This is a genomic window from Xanthomonas sp. NCPPB 3005 (assembly GCF_041228095.2).
Lineage (GTDB): Bacteria > Pseudomonadota > Gammaproteobacteria > Xanthomonadales > Xanthomonadaceae > Xanthomonas_A > Xanthomonas_A bonasiae.
Window position 1 is genome coordinate 3,053,671 of record NZ_CP166096.2, and the last position, 14,711, is coordinate 3,068,381.

Annotated in this window: 22 protein-coding genes; 1 reads left to right on the forward strand and 21 read right to left on the reverse strand. The window is 65.3% G+C overall.

What is annotated here, in order from left to right; translation table 11 throughout:
• Nucleotides 1-123 precede the first annotated feature (123 nt).
• From AB8810_RS13195 to AB8810_RS13260, 14 genes are all read right to left on the reverse strand, one after another.
• The gene (locus tag AB8810_RS13195) at nucleotides 124-489 is read right to left on the reverse strand and encodes a hypothetical protein (RefSeq protein WP_369913869.1); all 366 of its coding nucleotides are present in this window, start codon (nucleotides 487-489) and stop codon (nucleotides 124-126) included.
• Between the two features lie 69 nt (nucleotides 490-558).
• The gene (locus tag AB8810_RS13200) at nucleotides 559-1,068 is read right to left on the reverse strand and encodes a phage tail tube protein (RefSeq protein WP_369913870.1); all 510 of its coding nucleotides are present in this window, start codon (nucleotides 1,066-1,068) and stop codon (nucleotides 559-561) included.
• 58 nt (nucleotides 1,069-1,126) lie between these two features.
• On the reverse strand, nucleotides 1,127-1,480 hold the full coding sequence (locus AB8810_RS13205; RefSeq protein WP_369913871.1) for a DUF3168 domain-containing protein: 354 nt from the start codon (nucleotides 1,478-1,480) through the stop codon (nucleotides 1,127-1,129).
• Nucleotides 1,480-1,929: a hypothetical protein gene (locus AB8810_RS13210; protein WP_369913872.1), complete on the reverse strand. Its 450-nt coding sequence runs from the start codon at nucleotides 1,927-1,929 to the stop codon at nucleotides 1,480-1,482. The genes AB8810_RS13205 and AB8810_RS13210 overlap by 1 nt, the downstream gene beginning before the upstream one ends.
• Nucleotides 1,930-1,961: 32 nt before the next feature.
• On the reverse strand, nucleotides 1,962-2,642 hold the full coding sequence (locus tag AB8810_RS13215; RefSeq protein WP_369913873.1) for a glycosyltransferase family A protein: 681 nt from the start codon (nucleotides 2,640-2,642) through the stop codon (nucleotides 1,962-1,964).
• Complete coding sequence (locus AB8810_RS13220; protein ID WP_369913874.1) at nucleotides 2,636-3,193, reverse strand: class I SAM-dependent methyltransferase; 558 nt, start codon at nucleotides 3,191-3,193, stop codon at nucleotides 2,636-2,638. The genes AB8810_RS13215 and AB8810_RS13220 overlap by 7 nt, the downstream gene beginning before the upstream one ends.
• Nucleotides 3,174-3,677, reverse strand: a complete 504-nt coding sequence (locus AB8810_RS13225) for a hypothetical protein (RefSeq protein WP_369913875.1) — start codon at nucleotides 3,675-3,677, stop codon at nucleotides 3,174-3,176. Before AB8810_RS13225 ends, AB8810_RS13220 begins: the two co-directional genes overlap by 20 nt.
• Nucleotides 3,674-4,015, reverse strand: a complete 342-nt coding sequence (locus AB8810_RS13230; protein WP_369913876.1) for a phage head closure protein — start codon at nucleotides 4,013-4,015, stop codon at nucleotides 3,674-3,676. The genes AB8810_RS13225 and AB8810_RS13230 overlap by 4 nt, the downstream gene beginning before the upstream one ends.
• Complete coding sequence (locus AB8810_RS13235) at nucleotides 4,015-4,410, reverse strand: hypothetical protein (RefSeq protein ID WP_369913877.1); 396 nt, start codon at nucleotides 4,408-4,410, stop codon at nucleotides 4,015-4,017. Before AB8810_RS13235 ends, AB8810_RS13230 begins: the two co-directional genes overlap by 1 nt.
• A complete protein-coding gene (locus tag AB8810_RS13240; protein WP_369913878.1) occupies nucleotides 4,403-4,597 on the reverse strand; it encodes a hypothetical protein in 195 nt (64 codons plus the stop codon). The genes AB8810_RS13235 and AB8810_RS13240 overlap by 8 nt, the downstream gene beginning before the upstream one ends.
• On the reverse strand, nucleotides 4,597-5,811 hold the full coding sequence (locus tag AB8810_RS13245; RefSeq protein WP_369913879.1) for a hypothetical protein: 1,215 nt from the start codon (nucleotides 5,809-5,811) through the stop codon (nucleotides 4,597-4,599). Before AB8810_RS13245 ends, AB8810_RS13240 begins: the two co-directional genes overlap by 1 nt.
• A 486-nt stretch (nucleotides 5,812-6,297) precedes the next feature.
• Nucleotides 6,298-6,528, reverse strand: a complete 231-nt coding sequence (locus AB8810_RS13250) for a helix-turn-helix transcriptional regulator (protein ID WP_369913880.1) — start codon at nucleotides 6,526-6,528, stop codon at nucleotides 6,298-6,300.
• Nucleotides 6,525-7,028, reverse strand: coding sequence for a hypothetical protein (locus AB8810_RS13255; protein ID WP_369913881.1), 504 nt, complete (start codon nucleotides 7,026-7,028; stop codon nucleotides 6,525-6,527). Before AB8810_RS13255 ends, AB8810_RS13250 begins: the two co-directional genes overlap by 4 nt.
• Nucleotides 7,025-7,597 (reverse strand): hypothetical protein, encoded by a 573-nt coding sequence (locus AB8810_RS13260; protein WP_369913882.1) that lies wholly within the window; start codon nucleotides 7,595-7,597, stop codon nucleotides 7,025-7,027. Before AB8810_RS13260 ends, AB8810_RS13255 begins: the two co-directional genes overlap by 4 nt.
• Before the next feature lie 126 nt (nucleotides 7,598-7,723).
• On the opposite strand from AB8810_RS13260, the gene AB8810_RS13265 reads away from it, so the two are divergent.
• On the forward strand, nucleotides 7,724-7,945 hold the full coding sequence (locus AB8810_RS13265) for a helix-turn-helix domain-containing protein (protein WP_369913883.1): 222 nt from the start codon (nucleotides 7,724-7,726) through the stop codon (nucleotides 7,943-7,945).
• 159 nt (nucleotides 7,946-8,104) lie between these two features.
• Here the strand turns inward: AB8810_RS13265 and AB8810_RS13270 are convergent, their stop codons facing one another.
• The 7 genes from AB8810_RS13270 to AB8810_RS13300 form a co-directional block, all read right to left on the reverse strand.
• Nucleotides 8,105-9,694, reverse strand: a complete 1,590-nt coding sequence (locus tag AB8810_RS13270) for a phage portal protein (protein ID WP_369913884.1) — start codon at nucleotides 9,692-9,694, stop codon at nucleotides 8,105-8,107.
• On the reverse strand, nucleotides 9,691-9,984 hold the full coding sequence (locus AB8810_RS13275) for a hypothetical protein (protein ID WP_369913885.1): 294 nt from the start codon (nucleotides 9,982-9,984) through the stop codon (nucleotides 9,691-9,693). The genes AB8810_RS13270 and AB8810_RS13275 overlap by 4 nt, the downstream gene beginning before the upstream one ends.
• 75 nt (nucleotides 9,985-10,059) lie before the next feature.
• Entirely contained in the window at nucleotides 10,060-11,502 is a 1,443-nt protein-coding gene (locus tag AB8810_RS13280) for a phage major capsid protein (RefSeq protein WP_369913886.1), read from the reverse strand.
• Nucleotides 11,503-11,611: 109 nt separating this feature from the next.
• Nucleotides 11,612-12,241, reverse strand: coding sequence for an HK97 family phage prohead protease (locus tag AB8810_RS13285; protein ID WP_369913887.1), 630 nt, complete (start codon nucleotides 12,239-12,241; stop codon nucleotides 11,612-11,614).
• 1 nt (nucleotide 12,242) lies between these two features.
• Complete coding sequence (locus AB8810_RS13290; protein ID WP_369913888.1) at nucleotides 12,243-13,970, reverse strand: terminase large subunit domain-containing protein; 1,728 nt, start codon at nucleotides 13,968-13,970, stop codon at nucleotides 12,243-12,245.
• A complete protein-coding gene (locus tag AB8810_RS13295; protein WP_369913889.1) occupies nucleotides 13,967-14,299 on the reverse strand; it encodes a hypothetical protein in 333 nt (110 codons plus the stop codon). Before AB8810_RS13295 ends, AB8810_RS13290 begins: the two co-directional genes overlap by 4 nt.
• Nucleotides 14,287-14,583, reverse strand: a complete 297-nt coding sequence (locus AB8810_RS13300) for an HNH endonuclease (protein WP_369913890.1) — start codon at nucleotides 14,581-14,583, stop codon at nucleotides 14,287-14,289. Before AB8810_RS13300 ends, AB8810_RS13295 begins: the two co-directional genes overlap by 13 nt.
• Between the last annotated feature and the right edge of the window lie 128 nt (nucleotides 14,584-14,711).

Consider the following 14,711-nt stretch of genomic DNA (forward strand, 5'->3'; position numbering starts at 1 on the left):
AGACGGCGGCCGGTCGGTGGAAGCGGTGAAGGTCATCGAAGGGGTACAGCAGGTAGTACGCGTGCCAAGAGTCGATCTCGGACTGCGGTAGCAGATCGATCTCCCAGATGAACTTGCCGAGCGCTAGCCCAAGGGCGTGTCGGAACCACGCGGGCCCTCGCTCGGCGAGTCTTTTTTTTCCTCTTCGACCGTGCGCGACACCGCGATGACGTGGGGAAACAGGACGTTGATCGCGTCGATCGAAAGGGCTCTGGCCTCGTCGTTTGTGAGCGTCGGTCGGCCGCGCGCGTCTTCGCACAGGCTGCAGGCGATCAGGCGCTGCATCGCGAAGATGCGGACGTTCTCGTCCTCGGAGCGAGTGTCGCGCTGGAAGCGGAAGAACTCGCCGCCGGTGACGGGCTTGAACCAGGTGGTGTGCTTCTGGCCATCGGCGAGCGTGATCTCGCGCTCGACCGCGGTGGAAGGGGTGAGGAGCAGCTTTTTGTCCATGCGTCTCTGCCGTAGGTAGATGGGACGCCGGATGCGCAGCAGCACGCCGCGCAGAGCCGACGCCGGGGGTCAGGTCGGCTGCGGGCCGTTCCAGAACGGGCGTTCCGGGCCGGAGCGTTGGATGGTCAGCGTGCCGCGGACGATCTCGTTCGTGGCCACGTCGATGTTCACTTCCGACACGTAGCCGTCGAAGCCGATCGTGGTGCGCAGCGGCGAGGCCGGCGGCACGAAGTGGCCCTCGCTGTCCAGCGTCGGGGCGATGCCGCGGCCGTCGGAGAAACCGACCATCCACTCCTGGTTCTCGCCGCTCGCCTTGAGGTCCCAGAGGGTCTGGTGGCTGAAGCTGGACGGGATGAAGTTGAACGGCACCGAGATCGCGTTGGGATTGCCGAGGCCGGCCTTGTAGGTCTTGTCCTCCTCGTTGTCGAGGCAGGTGTCCTCGAGCTGATCCTTGGTGCCGCCGCCGATGCCGGTGATGCCGGTCGGGCACGCGAACTTGACGACCTGCTCCACGCTGGAACTCAGCTTGTCGACAAGGTAAAGCTCGGTTCCCTGGGTACGAAGGGTTCCAGCGGTCATTTCGATTCCTCAATGAAAAAGCCGCCTTTCGGCGGCTGGTGGTTGGTATGCCAGCGGCTCAGCGCTGGTCGATGAAGTCGGCTTCGATGCCGACGCGGTACAGCTTGGTGTCCGGGTCGCGGTTGTCGATCACGATCCTGTTGCAGATGAGTGCTGCATCCAGCGCGGTGCGGATCGCCAGGCCCAGTTGCTCGGCACCCGCGTCCGTCGCGTGGTAGGCATCCAGTTGGACGCTGGTGAAGTCGCCACACGGCGTATCGCTGAGGTTGTCGTATGGCTGACCTGTGACGATCTGCCAAGTGATGTACGGCCGCGTCTCCGTCTGCGCGATCTCGCCGTGCCGGCTGATTCGATCACCCACGATCGCGGCCACGGCCGGCGTGTGGATGGTGTGGTAGACCTTGGGAAACATCAGCGGCCCTTGTTCTGTTGTGCCAGCTTCTTCACGACACGATCCAGGCGCGCGACCAAGTCGGTCACCACCACTTTGATTGTCTGCGAGCCTTGCTCGATCACCGTGCGGCGGATGAAGGAACGGGCCGGCTGCTTCACCGATCCGTATTCCTTGATCTGCGCGGACTTCAGCGTGCTCACCTGCTCGCCCTTGCGGCCGGGGTACATCTTCCGTTTGATGCGGACCAGGTAGCGCTCGCCCTTCCCGCCGATCGGCGCCTTGCCGCGGCTGGCGATGATGTTCTCCGCCAGCAGGCCGGTGGACTCCTCGCCCGGCTCCAGCACTGCCTGCAGGTTCTCTCGCTCCTTGTCGCGCAGGAAGCGCGCGCCCTTCGCCAGCGCCGACTTGACCGGGCCGCCGCGCTTGCTCACCACCTCCGGCGGCAGCGAGCGCAGCAAGTTCAGCACGCCGTCGATGCCCTTGATTTCCAGGCCACTCTTCACCGGTATAGCTCCGCGTCGTCGCCGACCCAGGACCGCAGCAGCGCGCCGTCGGCGTCGGGCTGTCCCGTGAAGCCCTCGTCATGCCCCATGCCGATGCCGCCGCGGCCGGGTAGGCCCTTGATCCCGACCACGCGGTGGCCGCCGAACAGGTAGCGGTCGCGCACGCGCCGCCACAACTCCAGGTCGATGAACTTGGGACGCGCCTCGCACGCCGCGGCGAACTCCTGCAGCGCGCTGCCGCGCATCGCTGTGCTGCACAGGCTGGCGTGGCCGGTGTTCGCGAGCTGCCGGCCGCGGCGCTGCTGCACGTTGTAGTAGCGCGCCCGATGCTCGCCAACCAGCTCCGCACGATCCAGCGCCTGGTCGACGGTGCTGAGCCAGTCGGCCGCGTAGTGGTCGTCGTCTTCGATGATCACCAGCCGCTCGCCTGCGCCAACGGCGGCCAGGCCCTTGAGCAAGTTGCGCGCCTGCGTGTTCTGGCCAGGCGCCCAGTGCGGCGACGGGCGCACCAGAACCAGCTGCCACCCGTCCCGCCGGAATGTAACCGGCTGCGGCTCTGGGCCGTCGTCCACGATCACCCAGCGCACCGGACCGGCGTAGTCCTGCCGCGCCATCCAGCGTTCGCACAGCGCCCAGGCGACCGGCCTGGCACCGGTGGCGGTCAGCAGCGTCAGCACCGCGCCACCGCGAAAGTGTGCATCGGCAGGCGCCGGCGCGCCACGCCGCGCTCGCCGTGGTCGTTCAGCTCGATCGGCAGCTCACCTGCGTACTCGGTGGCGATGTCGCTGAAGCCGGCATCGGCGAGCAGCAGGTGAAGGCCGCTCCGGCTGAATCGGTAGTAGTCGTCCGGGTAGCCGTGCTCGGGGAAGGCGAACAGCGTGGTGGTCACCAGCAGGCCGCCCGGCTGCAGGACGCGGCGCAGCTCCGGCAGGGCCATCCACGGCCGGGCCACGTGCTCCAGCACCTCAGAGCAGATGATGCCGCTGAACCGGCCCGACCAGTCCTCCGGCAGGTCGTGGATGTCGGCGATCAGGTCCACGCCCTCGCCGGCCTGCATGTCGATGCCGGTCCACTGGCCCGTCGCCAGGTCGCGGTTCGTGCACCACCACGCGGCCGGGTCATGGATTCGGCTGCCGACCTCGAGCACGTCATCGCCCAGCGCGCCGGCATGGCTCTCGATGTAGGCGCGGATGCGGCCGCGCACCGAGTTAAGAGGCAATCTGTTCATCGAAGTCGAAACACCTGAGGGCAGAACCGGGAGTGCAGTTCACAACGCGGACGCGCGGGTTCTGCTGCGCCCACTGTGCGAACTGCTGCTTGTGGATCTCGCGCCGCGCCGGCGCCGTGTTGGCCAGGCCGTTGGCGTACGGCCCGAAAAAGTGCGTGCCGTGCATGTCGAAGCCATGCAGGCGCACCAGCGTCGCGCCCAAGTTGGCGGCAACCGCCAGCGCCAGCACGCCGCTGTTCCAGTTGGTCAGCGCACCTGCCAGTTGGTGCACGCCGCTCATCCGATGGCTGCTGTAGCGGCCGCCAGCGAACTCGCGAGCCTTCGGGTACTTGTCCCACCACTGCCGGTCGCTGGCCGCCAGGAACTCCGCCCACGGCGCCAGTTCGAAGGCATTGCCGACCACGCCAACGCGGCGCGCGCGCAGTCGTTCCGCCAGCTCAGCCGATGCGCTCGGCCCTGGCCCCAGGAGGTCGAACTCGATCATTGGCCGTCGTTGACCCCGGCCGACACGGGGATGGTGATGTACTCCAGCCCCGAGGCCTTGTCCGGCAGCAGGCCGGCGATGTTGAAGACTTGGCCGCGGTGCAGGATCCGCATCGTCGGCGCCAGCCCGGCGCGGTAGCGGATGGTGATGCGCGCCGTCACCGCGGCCTGGGTCTGGCTGGACTGGATGAACTCGCGCGCCGACAGCGGCTCCACCGCCGCCCAGACCGTGGCCACGTCCTCCCACACCGTCTGGGATACCCCGTCGCTGTCCCGGGTTGTGACCTGCTGCTGGATCAGCACCCGGTGCCGCAGGTCGCCCGCCGCTACGTTGCTCATCACGCCACCGTCGTGCGGCGCAGGGGCGCCAGCTGTGCCGTGGCGGCCCTGGACAGCACGTAGCCGTGGCCTGCGTCGGCCGGAACGACGTTGTCGCCCTCGCCTTCCCGGTAGCGGTACTGCGACGCCAGCTCCAGCAGCGTGGCGGCGATCACCGAGGGGTGCAGGATCAGCGCGCCATTGCTGTCCTCGGCCGGCAGCGGGATGCCGGCGCTGTCCCGCACCAGGTCGCCGTTCGAGTCGCGCAGCAGCACATACAGACGCCACTCCTGCTTCAGCCACGCGGCCACCGACGCAGACACGGCCGGGATCCAGATGGCCAGCCAGCGGTCGTCGGCATCGCTGTCGATGCGCAGCTGCTCGCGTGCGTCAGCCGCTGTGACGAACTCAGCCATTGCGGCCACCGTAGTTCTTGCACTCGGGATGGATGCAGCCGGGGCGCGCACCGAAAAAGAGCCAGCGCTTGCGCATCATCGTGGAGCCGCAGGCCGGGCACGAACCCACCGTTCCATCCCGGACCATCCGCGACAGCGGCATTTCGGGCCGATCCAGCAACATGAGTGGTTGAATTGGACGCTGCATCACGCGCCCTCCTCTCGTGCGGTCAGCTTCACCGGCTCGGCCGGAACGCGCACACTCTTCCCGTCCTTGCCATCGCGCCCCTTGCGCGCTGCCAGCGCCCAGTCTTGCTCGTTCTCCAGGCACGGCCGCGAGGCGTTGTCGCGCTTGGCGATCCACAGCGCGCCGTCGTGCGTGATGGACTGGCCGGCCTTCGTGCCCAGGCCCTCGCGCCAGAAGCCGCGGTGCACCATGTAGGGCAGCACCAGTTCGTTCCGGCGCTCGCCGGCGCTGAGGGTGATCACGAAGCCGCGCTCCGCGTCGTATTCGCCGGCCGCCGATTCGAAGCTGAGGCCGTCGCGGCCGTCCTCGCCAACCACCTTGCCGAGCTTGATCGCCTCGCCCTTGGTGGTGGTGACGACCAGTTCCCCTGTGCGGTCGATCATCGCGCCGGCCAGGCCCACGCCGTCGGCGCCGTCCTTCGGCGGATTAGCGGCCAGATGCTTGGCGACCTGGGCTCCGATCTGCTCGTCCGACACCGGGTCGGCATCGCGGCCATCCTTCGGTTCCGGCAACGCGGCGACCGCTGCCTTCACCGCCAGGTCGATCACCGCCGGGTCCGCATCGCGGCCGTGGCGCACCGGGTTGGCTTCGAAGTGCTTCGCGACCGCCTCGGTCGTCGCCAGGTCCACCAGCGTCTTCAGCCGATCCGACGCCAGCAGCTTCGCCACGACCGCATCGGCCACCGCATCGACGTCGACGGGATCTGCATCCAGGCCGTCGCGCGGCGGGTGCTGCTCGAGGTGGCGGGCCACCTGCGCCGCCACCTGCTCGTCCGAGACGGGATCGGCATCCTTGCCGTCCTTCGGCGGCGGCAGCGCGGCCATGGCCTCTTCTACCATCTTCGCCACCAGGGCCGGATCAGCATCTTTGCCGTCGGAGACAGGGTTTTCCTGCATGTGCTTGGCGACTGCATTCGCGACTTGCTCGTCGGTCACGGGATCGGCGTCTCGGCCGTCGCGCGGCGCCGGCAACTCCGCAACCGCGGCCTTCACCATATCCTGAACATCGGACGGGTCAGCTTCCAATTTGAGGACGCTTGGCGTGGGTTCCCGCGATTCAAGCGCCTTTAGCCGGTCGTCGAGTTGCACAATCGCGTCCGCAACCGACTTGCGAAAGACGGCTAGCTTTCGGCCTACAGAGGCAGCGATCACTTCCGCCATCTTTTCCACGTTCATAGACACTCCAAAAAGAAGGGAGCTACCGTTGCCGATAGCTCCCTTTGTCGTTGACGACCCTTGCTTTGCCGAACCGATCCATGCCAAGCCCAGCGATGCCTAGCCTAGGCTTGCCGAACCGCACTGGCGCTTACCACACCGAAATGGATGGCACGCCACCCATTACGCTGTTGTCAGCCCTTGCCACGTCGCGCCTTGCTGTGCCGCGCCACGCCTAACCCAGCGGTGCCGCGTGGTAGCTATCGCCACCGGAAAGCCCCCTCATCGAAGGGGCAGACCGCTGTTGACAGCCCTTGCCTTGCCCGGCCACGCCTATCCTCGCCACGCCGTACCTAGCCGCACCTGGCCATGACTCACCACATGGTGCTTCCACACCCCGCTGCACCCTCGATTGAAGATACAGCAGGCTGTTTACAGCCCTTGCCACGCCGCGCCCGACCTCACCTTGCCGCGCCTAGCCTGGCCGGGACGCGGGAAAATCAAGTCCTACTTCTTTTCTCTGCTGTCGATGGTTTCCACCACCGACGCATCGATATATGCATCCAGGTCAGCCACCCTGTAGAAGATCCTCCCTCCTATCTTCAAATACCGAGGGCCGCGGCCCTCGTGGCGCATCTTGTCCAAGGTACTGACGCTGACTCCAAGATGCTTTGCTGCATCAGGAACCTTCATACGATCACGCTCTGGGAGGCGAACGTCCCGCTCTTGTTCGCTCATCGCCGGCGCGCCCCAATCGCCTTCTGCGGAGCATCGAACAAGCTCCGGCGCTTCGCCTTGCGGAACTGCTGTTCCATGAAGCTCAGGCGCGCGAGCGCGTCTGCGTTCGCCTTCCTCTGCTCCTGTGAAAGCGACGCATGGTCGATGAAGCTCAGCCTGCGCCCCATCTTGCGAAGCTCGGCGCGGATTTTCTTGCGACCTTGCTTCACGGCGAACTCAGTCTGCTCGCCAGGACAAAGCAACATGTAGCCTTCGCCGTGCATCACTTTCAGGCAGATGTTCTTTTCCTCAAGCAGCCAGTCCGCCAATGCATCGACCTGGGCTACCAGATCAAGGCGCCAGCGCTCCCATTCCTCCCGCGTGAGCCTGCCCTTTGGCTCCGGCAGTCGGAGCGCGGCCCGCAGCACCCTATGCGGGATGACTTCCCCGTAGGTGTACTGGCCGTTGAACAACTCAGCGGCCGCGTTCCTCCATGCCGGCAACAGTTGAACGCCGGTCACGAAAGCACCTCGACCTCAAAGCGGCCGAACCGAGGGCGATAGGTGCCTACTCCAATGCGCCGGCCGGCCTCTTCAACCACGCGAACCAAATCACCTCGGTCAAGCACGTCTTCCATGTATTCGACATCGAACATCGCTGACCACCGAAGAAAAATCGGACGGCAGCGCAGGTTCCTCTTTTGGTTGACCGTAACGGTCCGAACGTCAGCGAATCGCTCGGACTTCCACAGCTTCTCCTTTTGCCGCGGACCCTCATATTCCAGCTTCGCCCGGTCCGTAACCACTTGCACGGCCTGCTTGATCGTCTTGCCCAGACGGTGAATCTTGCCGGCTTCTGCGATGCAGCTCTCGATGTTGAGGGCCGGGATGAAAGGCCCAATCTCCTCATCGTAGTACATGGATGCCGACCACTCCGACTCCATGAGCCACAGATAGTCGTCTTCGGACTTTTTGCGCTTGGTTGATACGGCCTTGTGGGCCCTCGTTAGGGGGTGAAGCGGGTTCGCCAGGGTCTCGGCCTGCATCAGCAGGGGAGACGTGCCGGTGATGCGAAAAGCGATGGAAGCCATGTCTTAACCCTCGGTCGGTGGCCTGCTCTTTGGCGAAGTGCCTAGCGCCACACCGTCAGGTTAATACAGCTATCTGTATTGCGTCAACACTGTACTGCATTTATCTTTCAGCTCATGAACGGTACGATGCCGGCCATGCTCACTGGCCCAAAACTCAAGGCGATCCGTGCCCTCAAAGGCATGACCCAAGCTGAACTCGCCCACGCGGCAGGCGTAAGCCCCGTGACGATCGCCACTTTTGAGTCTGGCAAGTCCGACCTGCGGGCCTCCACGGTCTTGAAGCTCTGCGCGGCGATGGGCGTCACCGTCACCTACTTTGTAGATGGCACTGAGATTTCAGGCCCCTGATAGTTCAGGGGATCGACGCTGCGGCCCACGGCCGCGCCTATGGCATACCCAAGCCTGATCTCGCCGAAATAGTATTTCTCCACCGGCTTCGCTGTGCGGAGCAACATCTTCTGCAGGCCCGCCACGAAAGCTGCGACCTCTGCGTCGCTTGTTTGAACCTCAGTCAACATTGCCTTCCCCTTCCGAATTGTTAGGTTTGAATTTCCTCTTGCCGACCCCCGCGGCAATTTCGCGCTGCACATCCCGCGAAATCCGTCCCGAGAGGTAGGACATCGCTGCTTCGGAGATTCCTCGCATGGTGTCAAGGGCACTCTTTGGCAGAAGGTCAACCTCATCGTCACCTTCCTCAGGGAACCATTTCTCTATGGCCGTCAGGAGTTGCAGCTCTTGCTGCTCATCCGCAGCGGGGGTTCCACCATCTTGCTCGCCGGGAGTCGCCTGACTCTGCATCTCAGGGTCCCAACTGGCGCGGTCGGCCAGCATCGCGAGCGGATAGTCTTGGTTCTGTCCCCATAGCGTATCGCCGCCTCCCGTGGCGCCGTAGCCGAGCTTCCGCCGTCCCTCGTCTGGCGTCAGGGCCTTCCCGCCAATCAACTTCGTGACGACCTCGGCCTGTTTGCCCACGTCCATGCGCAGGAGGGGCTCCAGATCAAGTTCCACGCCGCGTGGGCGGCTGATGCCGAGGCCCTCATCCAGCAGCGCCTCCATCGCCTCGATGTGGGTCTGCAGCGCGTCGGCGAAGTACATCAAGTTGAGGTCGTCGACCTTCATGCCGGCCGGGACGGTGCCGATGCCCACCTTGAAGGGCGGGATGCCGAACGGCTGGGTGATCTGCTGGTCGGAATACTCCATCTGCTCGACGAGTTGGTTATCTGCCGACTTGAACGAGAAGGGCGTGAACTTCATATCCGCGCCGATCACCGCGACCTTGCCCGCGTTTGATCCTTGGAAGCTGGTGTTCCAATAGTCCTTGACCAGCTGCGCGTCGTCTTCCGACATGCCGGCTGGAGCGCTAAGGATGCCGCCAGGGTTAGCGCCATTGCTGAAAAATGTGGTCGAGTCCTTCAGTATCTTGAGGTTCTTCACCGCGGGCCAGTGCGCCGCGCACAGCGGCGGCACGCCGATCAGCTGGTGACGGAAGCAGTTCATCCGGTCGTGGATGATCTCGCTCGCCGGCACGATGAGCTGGTCGCCCGGATAGTTCGCCGGCAGCAGGTTCTCCCCGATGCCGTAGTTGATCTGGTAGAAGATGTCGCCGCTGTCCGAGATCATCGGCTGCACGCGGCACGGATCCAGCACCCACAGCCGCGTGACGACACGGCGATCGTCGCGCCCCTTGAGCACGTAGGTGTTGCCCTGGATCAGCTTCGAAAGAATCCAGGCTTCGCGGAACTGCTGCGCGGTCTGGTAGGAGTTCGGCTTTCGCAGCACCGGCCAGTAGGCAGTGTTCGCAGTGTCGATCGACCAGATGCCGTTGCCGTCCTCGATCTTCAGCACGAACGGCAGCTTGCCGATGTCGGAGGCGATGCGGTTGAGGCAGCCGTAGAGCGTCGGGTAGCACAGAACCGTGCTCTGCCGTTCCTCCATGTTGCGCTGCCAGGCGCCGGAGAACGGCTCGCGCACGGTCAGCGGGTTCCAGCCTTCTCGCCGCGCAGGCGCGGCGACGGGCGACAGGCTCCGCAGGTAGTCCACGCCATACCTGCGGACGCCGGCCTCCGTTGCCAGCTCACGGGGCGAGAAACCAGTCATTCGGATTCGTCCTTCTTGGCAGGCGACTGCGCCGCCTTCTTTGCCGCCTTGGCTTGCGCCGTGCCGGCCTTGTCGGCCTTGGGAGACTCGGACGATGCAGGCGCGGCTACCGGAGCTTCCGGCGCCGGGGTCGCCTGCAACGAGGTGGGCGGCACGGGCGGAGTTGCATCTGCGGGTGCCTGCGCCTGCATGTCGCGGCGCAGATAGCCGTGCCGCGACACGAGCATGTCGGCAACGCGCGGGTGCACCTTCGCCACGCGGCCGCGCTTTTCGATTTCGACCTTGGTCATTGAGTCCTCACCTGGTCAGGTAAACGCACGAAAGCGGCGAGGGCCGAAGCCCCCGCCGCCGTCGACCGCTCGGGGTTACGCGGCGCCCCAGCTCACGCCGGTCAGGTACGCCACGCCGGAAGCGCGGCGGCGCTGCCAGTTGATGTAACGCTCGGCGCGGAACGCGGTGCTGTTGGTCTGGAACATCGAGACCATGCTGGTGGCGGTGCCGGTCGCCGAGTTGTTGGTCGGGTTGTCCAGCATCTGCAGCGACGCTTCCTGCGAGGCGTCGACGGTGACCTGGCCGTCATCGGCGAGCCAGATGTCCGAGGCGTTGACCAGCACCACGATGCTGCCGTCGCTGGTGACCGGCAGGTAGTCCGACACGATCACCGGCACGCCGTTGAAGGTGCCGCCGTTCATGGTGATGCCCGGGAACTCGGGCTGACCCAGCGGGTTCAGCATCAGGCTCAGGGCCAGCGCCGTGGTGCTGTCCATGATATAGACGGCGCTGCGCGGCGGATTGCGGGCCGCGATGAACGGAGCCCACAGCGCCTTCAGGTCGGCGCGGATTGCATCCGCATCGCTGCCCGAGGACGCCACTGCGGTCGCGCCGTTGGTGATCGACGCCGGCGAGACGTTCGCCACCGCGGCCTTCGCCGGGTTGATGAAGTCGATGTCCAGGCGCTCGTTCACCGCGCCGGCCAGCGCATCGCGGACCAGGCGCTCGGCCGACGGGCTGGAGAAGCGGATCAGCTCGTTGGTCAGGACCGAGATCGCCGCGACCTTCGCCCAGCGCAGTTCGACCGCGTTGAAGTCGAAACCGGTGAGCGGCTTCGGAGCACCCTCACCCACCCAGCTGGCGTTGCCGCCACTGGTCTGCCCGGCGATACGGACATTGAACGGGATGCTGTTCAGGCCGGGCACGTTGCCCTGACCGAACTGGCCGATGATGCCGCGCGGCCGCTGGAACTCCACGAAATCGCCCGCGAAGGTCTGGTAGTCCACCAGGGGTGCGGCGAAAGTCGAGTCCAGCGTGGTGCCGGCCTCGATGGTCGCCTTCATGATCATCTCCAGGTCAGCACCTTCCGCCTGCGCCTTCAACGTGCGGACGATGCGCTCGCTGTCGGGGAAGTGCCGCTCGGCCAGGCGGAACGCGGTCTCCGGGTTGCCCTTGGCCTTCAGACGGCACATGGCGTACCGCGCGAACTCGATGCCCTTCTCCAGCTTCTGGGTGTTCTTGAGCTGCGCCGGCTCCAGCGAGCGGCCATCGCCGCGCGACACGGGGTCTTCGTTGCCCTTGGCGATGATCGCCGCCGGCACCGCGGACTTGGCCTGCACGGCCTGCAGGCGGGTCAGGCGGTCGATGTCCCCGTCCAGCGACTTGATCTGGCCTTCCAGGTCGTCGAACTCTTCCTGCTCGGCGGTGTTGAAGGAACGGCTCTCGTCCATGGACTTCTGAGCGATGTCGCCCAGCTTCTTCTGGTGCGCTTCGCGGGTCGCGCGCAGCGCTTCCAGCTGTTCGGCGATGGTCTTCATTTCGTTTCCTTGATGATGGCGCAGCCGTTCGGCCCGGGTTCCACGCCGGGCAGTGCCTGCAAGATTGGGAAAGCGGGTTCCACCCCGCGGAGCCATGCGGCCCGGTGCTTCAGTGCAGCAACTTCACCGCGCCGCCGGCCGGTCGTTCGACCGGTGCCGCCTGGCGCTGGATGAGGGGGACGCCGCCACCCAGCAAGTTCCGCACGAGCGCTTGACGCTCCAGAACGCTGGACGCGGCCTTGATGCCGAGTGCGCTACGGATCAGCGCGGCATCGGCAGATTTGAATGCGGTGATGACGGCATCCGGGTTGGCCGGAACACCGACGAGACTTAGCTCGAGCATTTCCCACTTCTTGAAGAGCAGGCCGCCCGACTTCAGCAGTTCGACGCCGCCCTCTAGCGGGTTGAAGCCGATGGAGACGGCATCCAGAAGGCGGTACTTGACCGAGTGCCATGCCTCGTTGACGCGCTCCCGTACGGTTCCGGCTTCGCTGACGTCCGGGATTGTCGCCTTGAACGGGATGCCCTTTTTCGTGGGCCGATCGAACGTCACCCGCCCCACCGGCAGATCATGCTTGTGGTACAGGTGCAGCTTCACCGGGCCTCGATAGACGACACCCTCCGGATCGACAACGTCGTCCATACGATCGACAGTCGGCGTGGTCGCCATGCCGTGGATCTCACGGCGCTCATCATCGACCTGCTTCACCTCCAGCAGGCTCCAGGCTTTCATGGTCATCTCAGTTTCCCAGGGTCATGAGGACGAGCTTCTTGTTCTTGCGCGGGCTCGGATTGAGGGACATCAGCGCCACCGCGTTGATGCCCGCGAGTAGCGGATCCACCTTCGCGCTGCCCGATACCTGCTTCGTGATGTAGCTGGCGTTTCCTGCGTTCACCATCTTCGCGTTGCCTACGCACCACGCCATAAGCGGTTGCGCCGCGTGCACGATGTCGCCACCGGCCAGTGCGCGCTCGGTGGTCTTGGTCCAACCGTTGAGTTTCCAACCCTGCCCGATCGATACGATCCGGCTCTGATCGATGCCGCGTTCCTTTGTGGTCAGCTCGTCGACGATCGCTGAGATGCCGGCGGAATCCACTCCGACGGCTTGGTGTTCGGCAAGCAGCCCGGCGCGATCCACCCGGCACACGATGTCGGCCACTTGGTCGACGTCTTCGCCAGGTAGTTCCACGATCGTCAGGTCGCCATCCTTTTTGAACCCTTGCAGCTGTGGCTCGATGTCCTTGCGCCGATCCAGCACGATCTCGTGGGCCCATGCATGCGCCCACCACAACCACCGGCGCGTTCCCTTCTCGCGTCCCAGCACCACCAGCCCCAGGAGGTCGTCCAGGCCGCCGCCGTCGATGCCGATCGTCGCCACCTCGCAGCGCTCGAGCAGGCTGTCCAGCGTCAGCGTGCGGTCGCCGCGGCGGTTCCAGAACTCCGCCCCAGCCCAGCCGCCGCCCATGTTCTCGGACGGAGGCACGTTCAGGCGCTTGGCGAGGAACACGCGGAGCTTCTCGCCGCCGGCCTCCTTCGCCTCCTCCATCTTCCGAGCGAAGTCCTCGGGATCGACGGAGGCGCCGAAGTTCGGGTTCACCAGCCGGGCGTTGGCTACGTCCAGGTACGCCTTGGACTTGATCAGGCTCTTCGGCCACTCGTACAGCAGCGGCAGGAACCACGGCGCGTCGATCTCACCATCCCGGACCTTCCGGGCGAACTCGATCTTCGCCTTGTACTCGCCCACCGGCTCCTCATCGGATTCGGTGGTGATCGAAATCACCACGCCCTCCGGCCGCGAAGCCTGACCGCCGGTCGCCTCAAGGATCATGTCCGAGGCGCCCTTCCGCTTCGCCAGCAGCCAAAGCTCTTCGAGGATCACGAAGGCCCACTTCTTGCCGGAGATCGCGTCGGTGTCCGCCGCGTAGACGCGGCAGCTCATCTTGGTGATGCGGTGCGTGATCTTCCGGTTGATCGGCTGGATGTGGAAGATCGCCGACAGCTCGGGATCATTCTCGATCGCGACCTTCATCGGGTCGAAACAGTTGTCGGCGGTGTCCTTCGTCGGCGCGATGATCGCGGCGCCGTTGGACGATCGCCAGTTGAGGATCATCAGCGTGAGCATCACCCCCGCTGCGAACCCGGACTTCCAGTTCTTCTTCGGGACCTTCAGCAGCACCTCGCGGATGAGGCGCTGCCCGGTTTCCTCGTCATACGACCCTAGGATGGCGGCCGCCAGATCCAGCAGCCACTTCCGGGAAATCTGCCCGTAGGTCGGAGGCACGGGCAGCCCTGTCTCCGGATCGACCTCCCCGGTAGGGTTTTCCACGTCCACCGCCAGCAGGCTTTCGAACACCTGCATCGCCTTCTCGGCGTAGGCCGGGAAGATCGGGCCGCACGGCATCAGGCTCTCGCCCGACTTGAAGCGACGCTCCCAGTCCGGGCAGGCCGTTGTCCATGTCGGATTCACTTGACCGCTACCAGCCTCGGCCTGCTCGGCGGTGCAGAAGGCGCCAGAGACCGGGACACCAACGCCTGCGCAGCTTGCTGGGACCGTTCCCGCTTGCCTGCCGGACCAGGCTCCTTCCCGGTCTTCTTCAGGGCCATAGCCGCGGCCATCCGGTCCTTGAAGTCGGCATTCGGGTCAGCCATCAGCGCACGCAGGAACTCGTCAGGATCGGTGGTCTGGTACGCCTTCGATTTCGACTTTTTGGGCTTCGCTGGCTTACGGCCCGCGCCGGGACGGGCACCGCCCGAGTTTTCGCGCGGCCCTCCGCTTCGTCCCTTCACGCCTGCCATTTGCTGATTCCCCCTTGCCCGGGATTTTTCTCACAAATGAGTGGGCGGCAGGTGTCCAGCGAGACGGCCTTGAAGTTTTCCCCCTCCCCCCCGGGCATGTTCGCCCCCTTGTTCAGGTTGCAGGCGCGGCATGCGCACCGCACGTTGTCGCGCGTGTGGGTTCCGCCCTTGCTGAGTGGGATCACGTGCTCGAGCTCGGGCGCGTTCGGCTCGGCGCTTCCCATGAGCTCTCGCGGTGTGTCGCAGCCGCACAGGTAGCAGCACCACCCTTCGGCCTCGAACACACTCTCCTTCCTGATGTGCTCCGATGCCACTCCGTACTTCCGCGCCCTCCTGCTGTGCGTGCTGCCCGACTGCTGGGCGTTCTTCCTGGCCTGCCTGCACTCCACCCTGCAGTAGGCGCCGTTGCCGA

What these genes read in the sequence shown, in the direction of transcription:
- AB8810_RS13205 (WP_369913871.1), bottom strand. Translation starts at nt 1,480, where the DNA reads ATGTTTCCCAAGGTCTACCACACCATCCACACGCCGGCCGTGGCCGCG.
- AB8810_RS13270 (WP_369913884.1), bottom strand. Translation starts at nt 9,694, where the DNA reads ATGACTGGTTTCTCGCCCCGTGAGCTGGCAACGGAGGCCGGCGTCCGC.
- AB8810_RS13195 (WP_369913869.1), bottom strand. Translation starts at nt 489, where the DNA reads ATGGACAAAAAGCTGCTCCTCACCCCTTCCACCGCGGTCGAGCGCGAG.
- AB8810_RS13295 (WP_369913889.1), bottom strand. Translation starts at nt 14,299, where the DNA reads ATGGCAGGCGTGAAGGGACGAAGCGGAGGGCCGCGCGAAAACTCGGGC.
- AB8810_RS13275 (WP_369913885.1), bottom strand. Translation starts at nt 9,984, where the DNA reads ATGACCAAGGTCGAAATCGAAAAGCGCGGCCGCGTGGCGAAGGTGCAC.
- AB8810_RS13220 (WP_369913874.1), bottom strand. Translation starts at nt 3,193, where the DNA reads ATGAACAGATTGCCTCTTAACTCGGTGCGCGGCCGCATCCGCGCCTAC.
- AB8810_RS13260 (WP_369913882.1), bottom strand. Translation starts at nt 7,597, where the DNA reads ATGGCTTCCATCGCTTTTCGCATCACCGGCACGTCTCCCCTGCTGATG.
- AB8810_RS13285 (WP_369913887.1), bottom strand. Translation starts at nt 12,241, where the DNA reads ATGACCATGAAAGCCTGGAGCCTGCTGGAGGTGAAGCAGGTCGATGAT.
- AB8810_RS13225 (WP_369913875.1), bottom strand. Translation starts at nt 3,677, where the DNA reads ATGATCGAGTTCGACCTCCTGGGGCCAGGGCCGAGCGCATCGGCTGAG.
- AB8810_RS13230 (WP_369913876.1), bottom strand. Translation starts at nt 4,015, where the DNA reads ATGAGCAACGTAGCGGCGGGCGACCTGCGGCACCGGGTGCTGATCCAG.
- AB8810_RS13240 (WP_369913878.1), bottom strand. Translation starts at nt 4,597, where the DNA reads ATGCAGCGTCCAATTCAACCACTCATGTTGCTGGATCGGCCCGAAATG.
- AB8810_RS13200 (WP_369913870.1), bottom strand. Translation starts at nt 1,068, where the DNA reads ATGACCGCTGGAACCCTTCGTACCCAGGGAACCGAGCTTTACCTTGTC.
- AB8810_RS13250 (WP_369913880.1), bottom strand. Translation starts at nt 6,528, where the DNA reads ATGAGCGAACAAGAGCGGGACGTTCGCCTCCCAGAGCGTGATCGTATG.
- AB8810_RS13235 (WP_369913877.1), bottom strand. Translation starts at nt 4,410, where the DNA reads ATGGCTGAGTTCGTCACAGCGGCTGACGCACGCGAGCAGCTGCGCATC.
- AB8810_RS13265 (WP_369913883.1), top strand. Translation starts at nt 7,724, where the DNA reads ATGCCGGCCATGCTCACTGGCCCAAAACTCAAGGCGATCCGTGCCCTC.
- AB8810_RS13245 (WP_369913879.1), bottom strand. Translation starts at nt 5,811, where the DNA reads ATGAACGTGGAAAAGATGGCGGAAGTGATCGCTGCCTCTGTAGGCCGA.
- AB8810_RS13280 (WP_369913886.1), bottom strand. Translation starts at nt 11,502, where the DNA reads ATGAAGACCATCGCCGAACAGCTGGAAGCGCTGCGCGCGACCCGCGAA.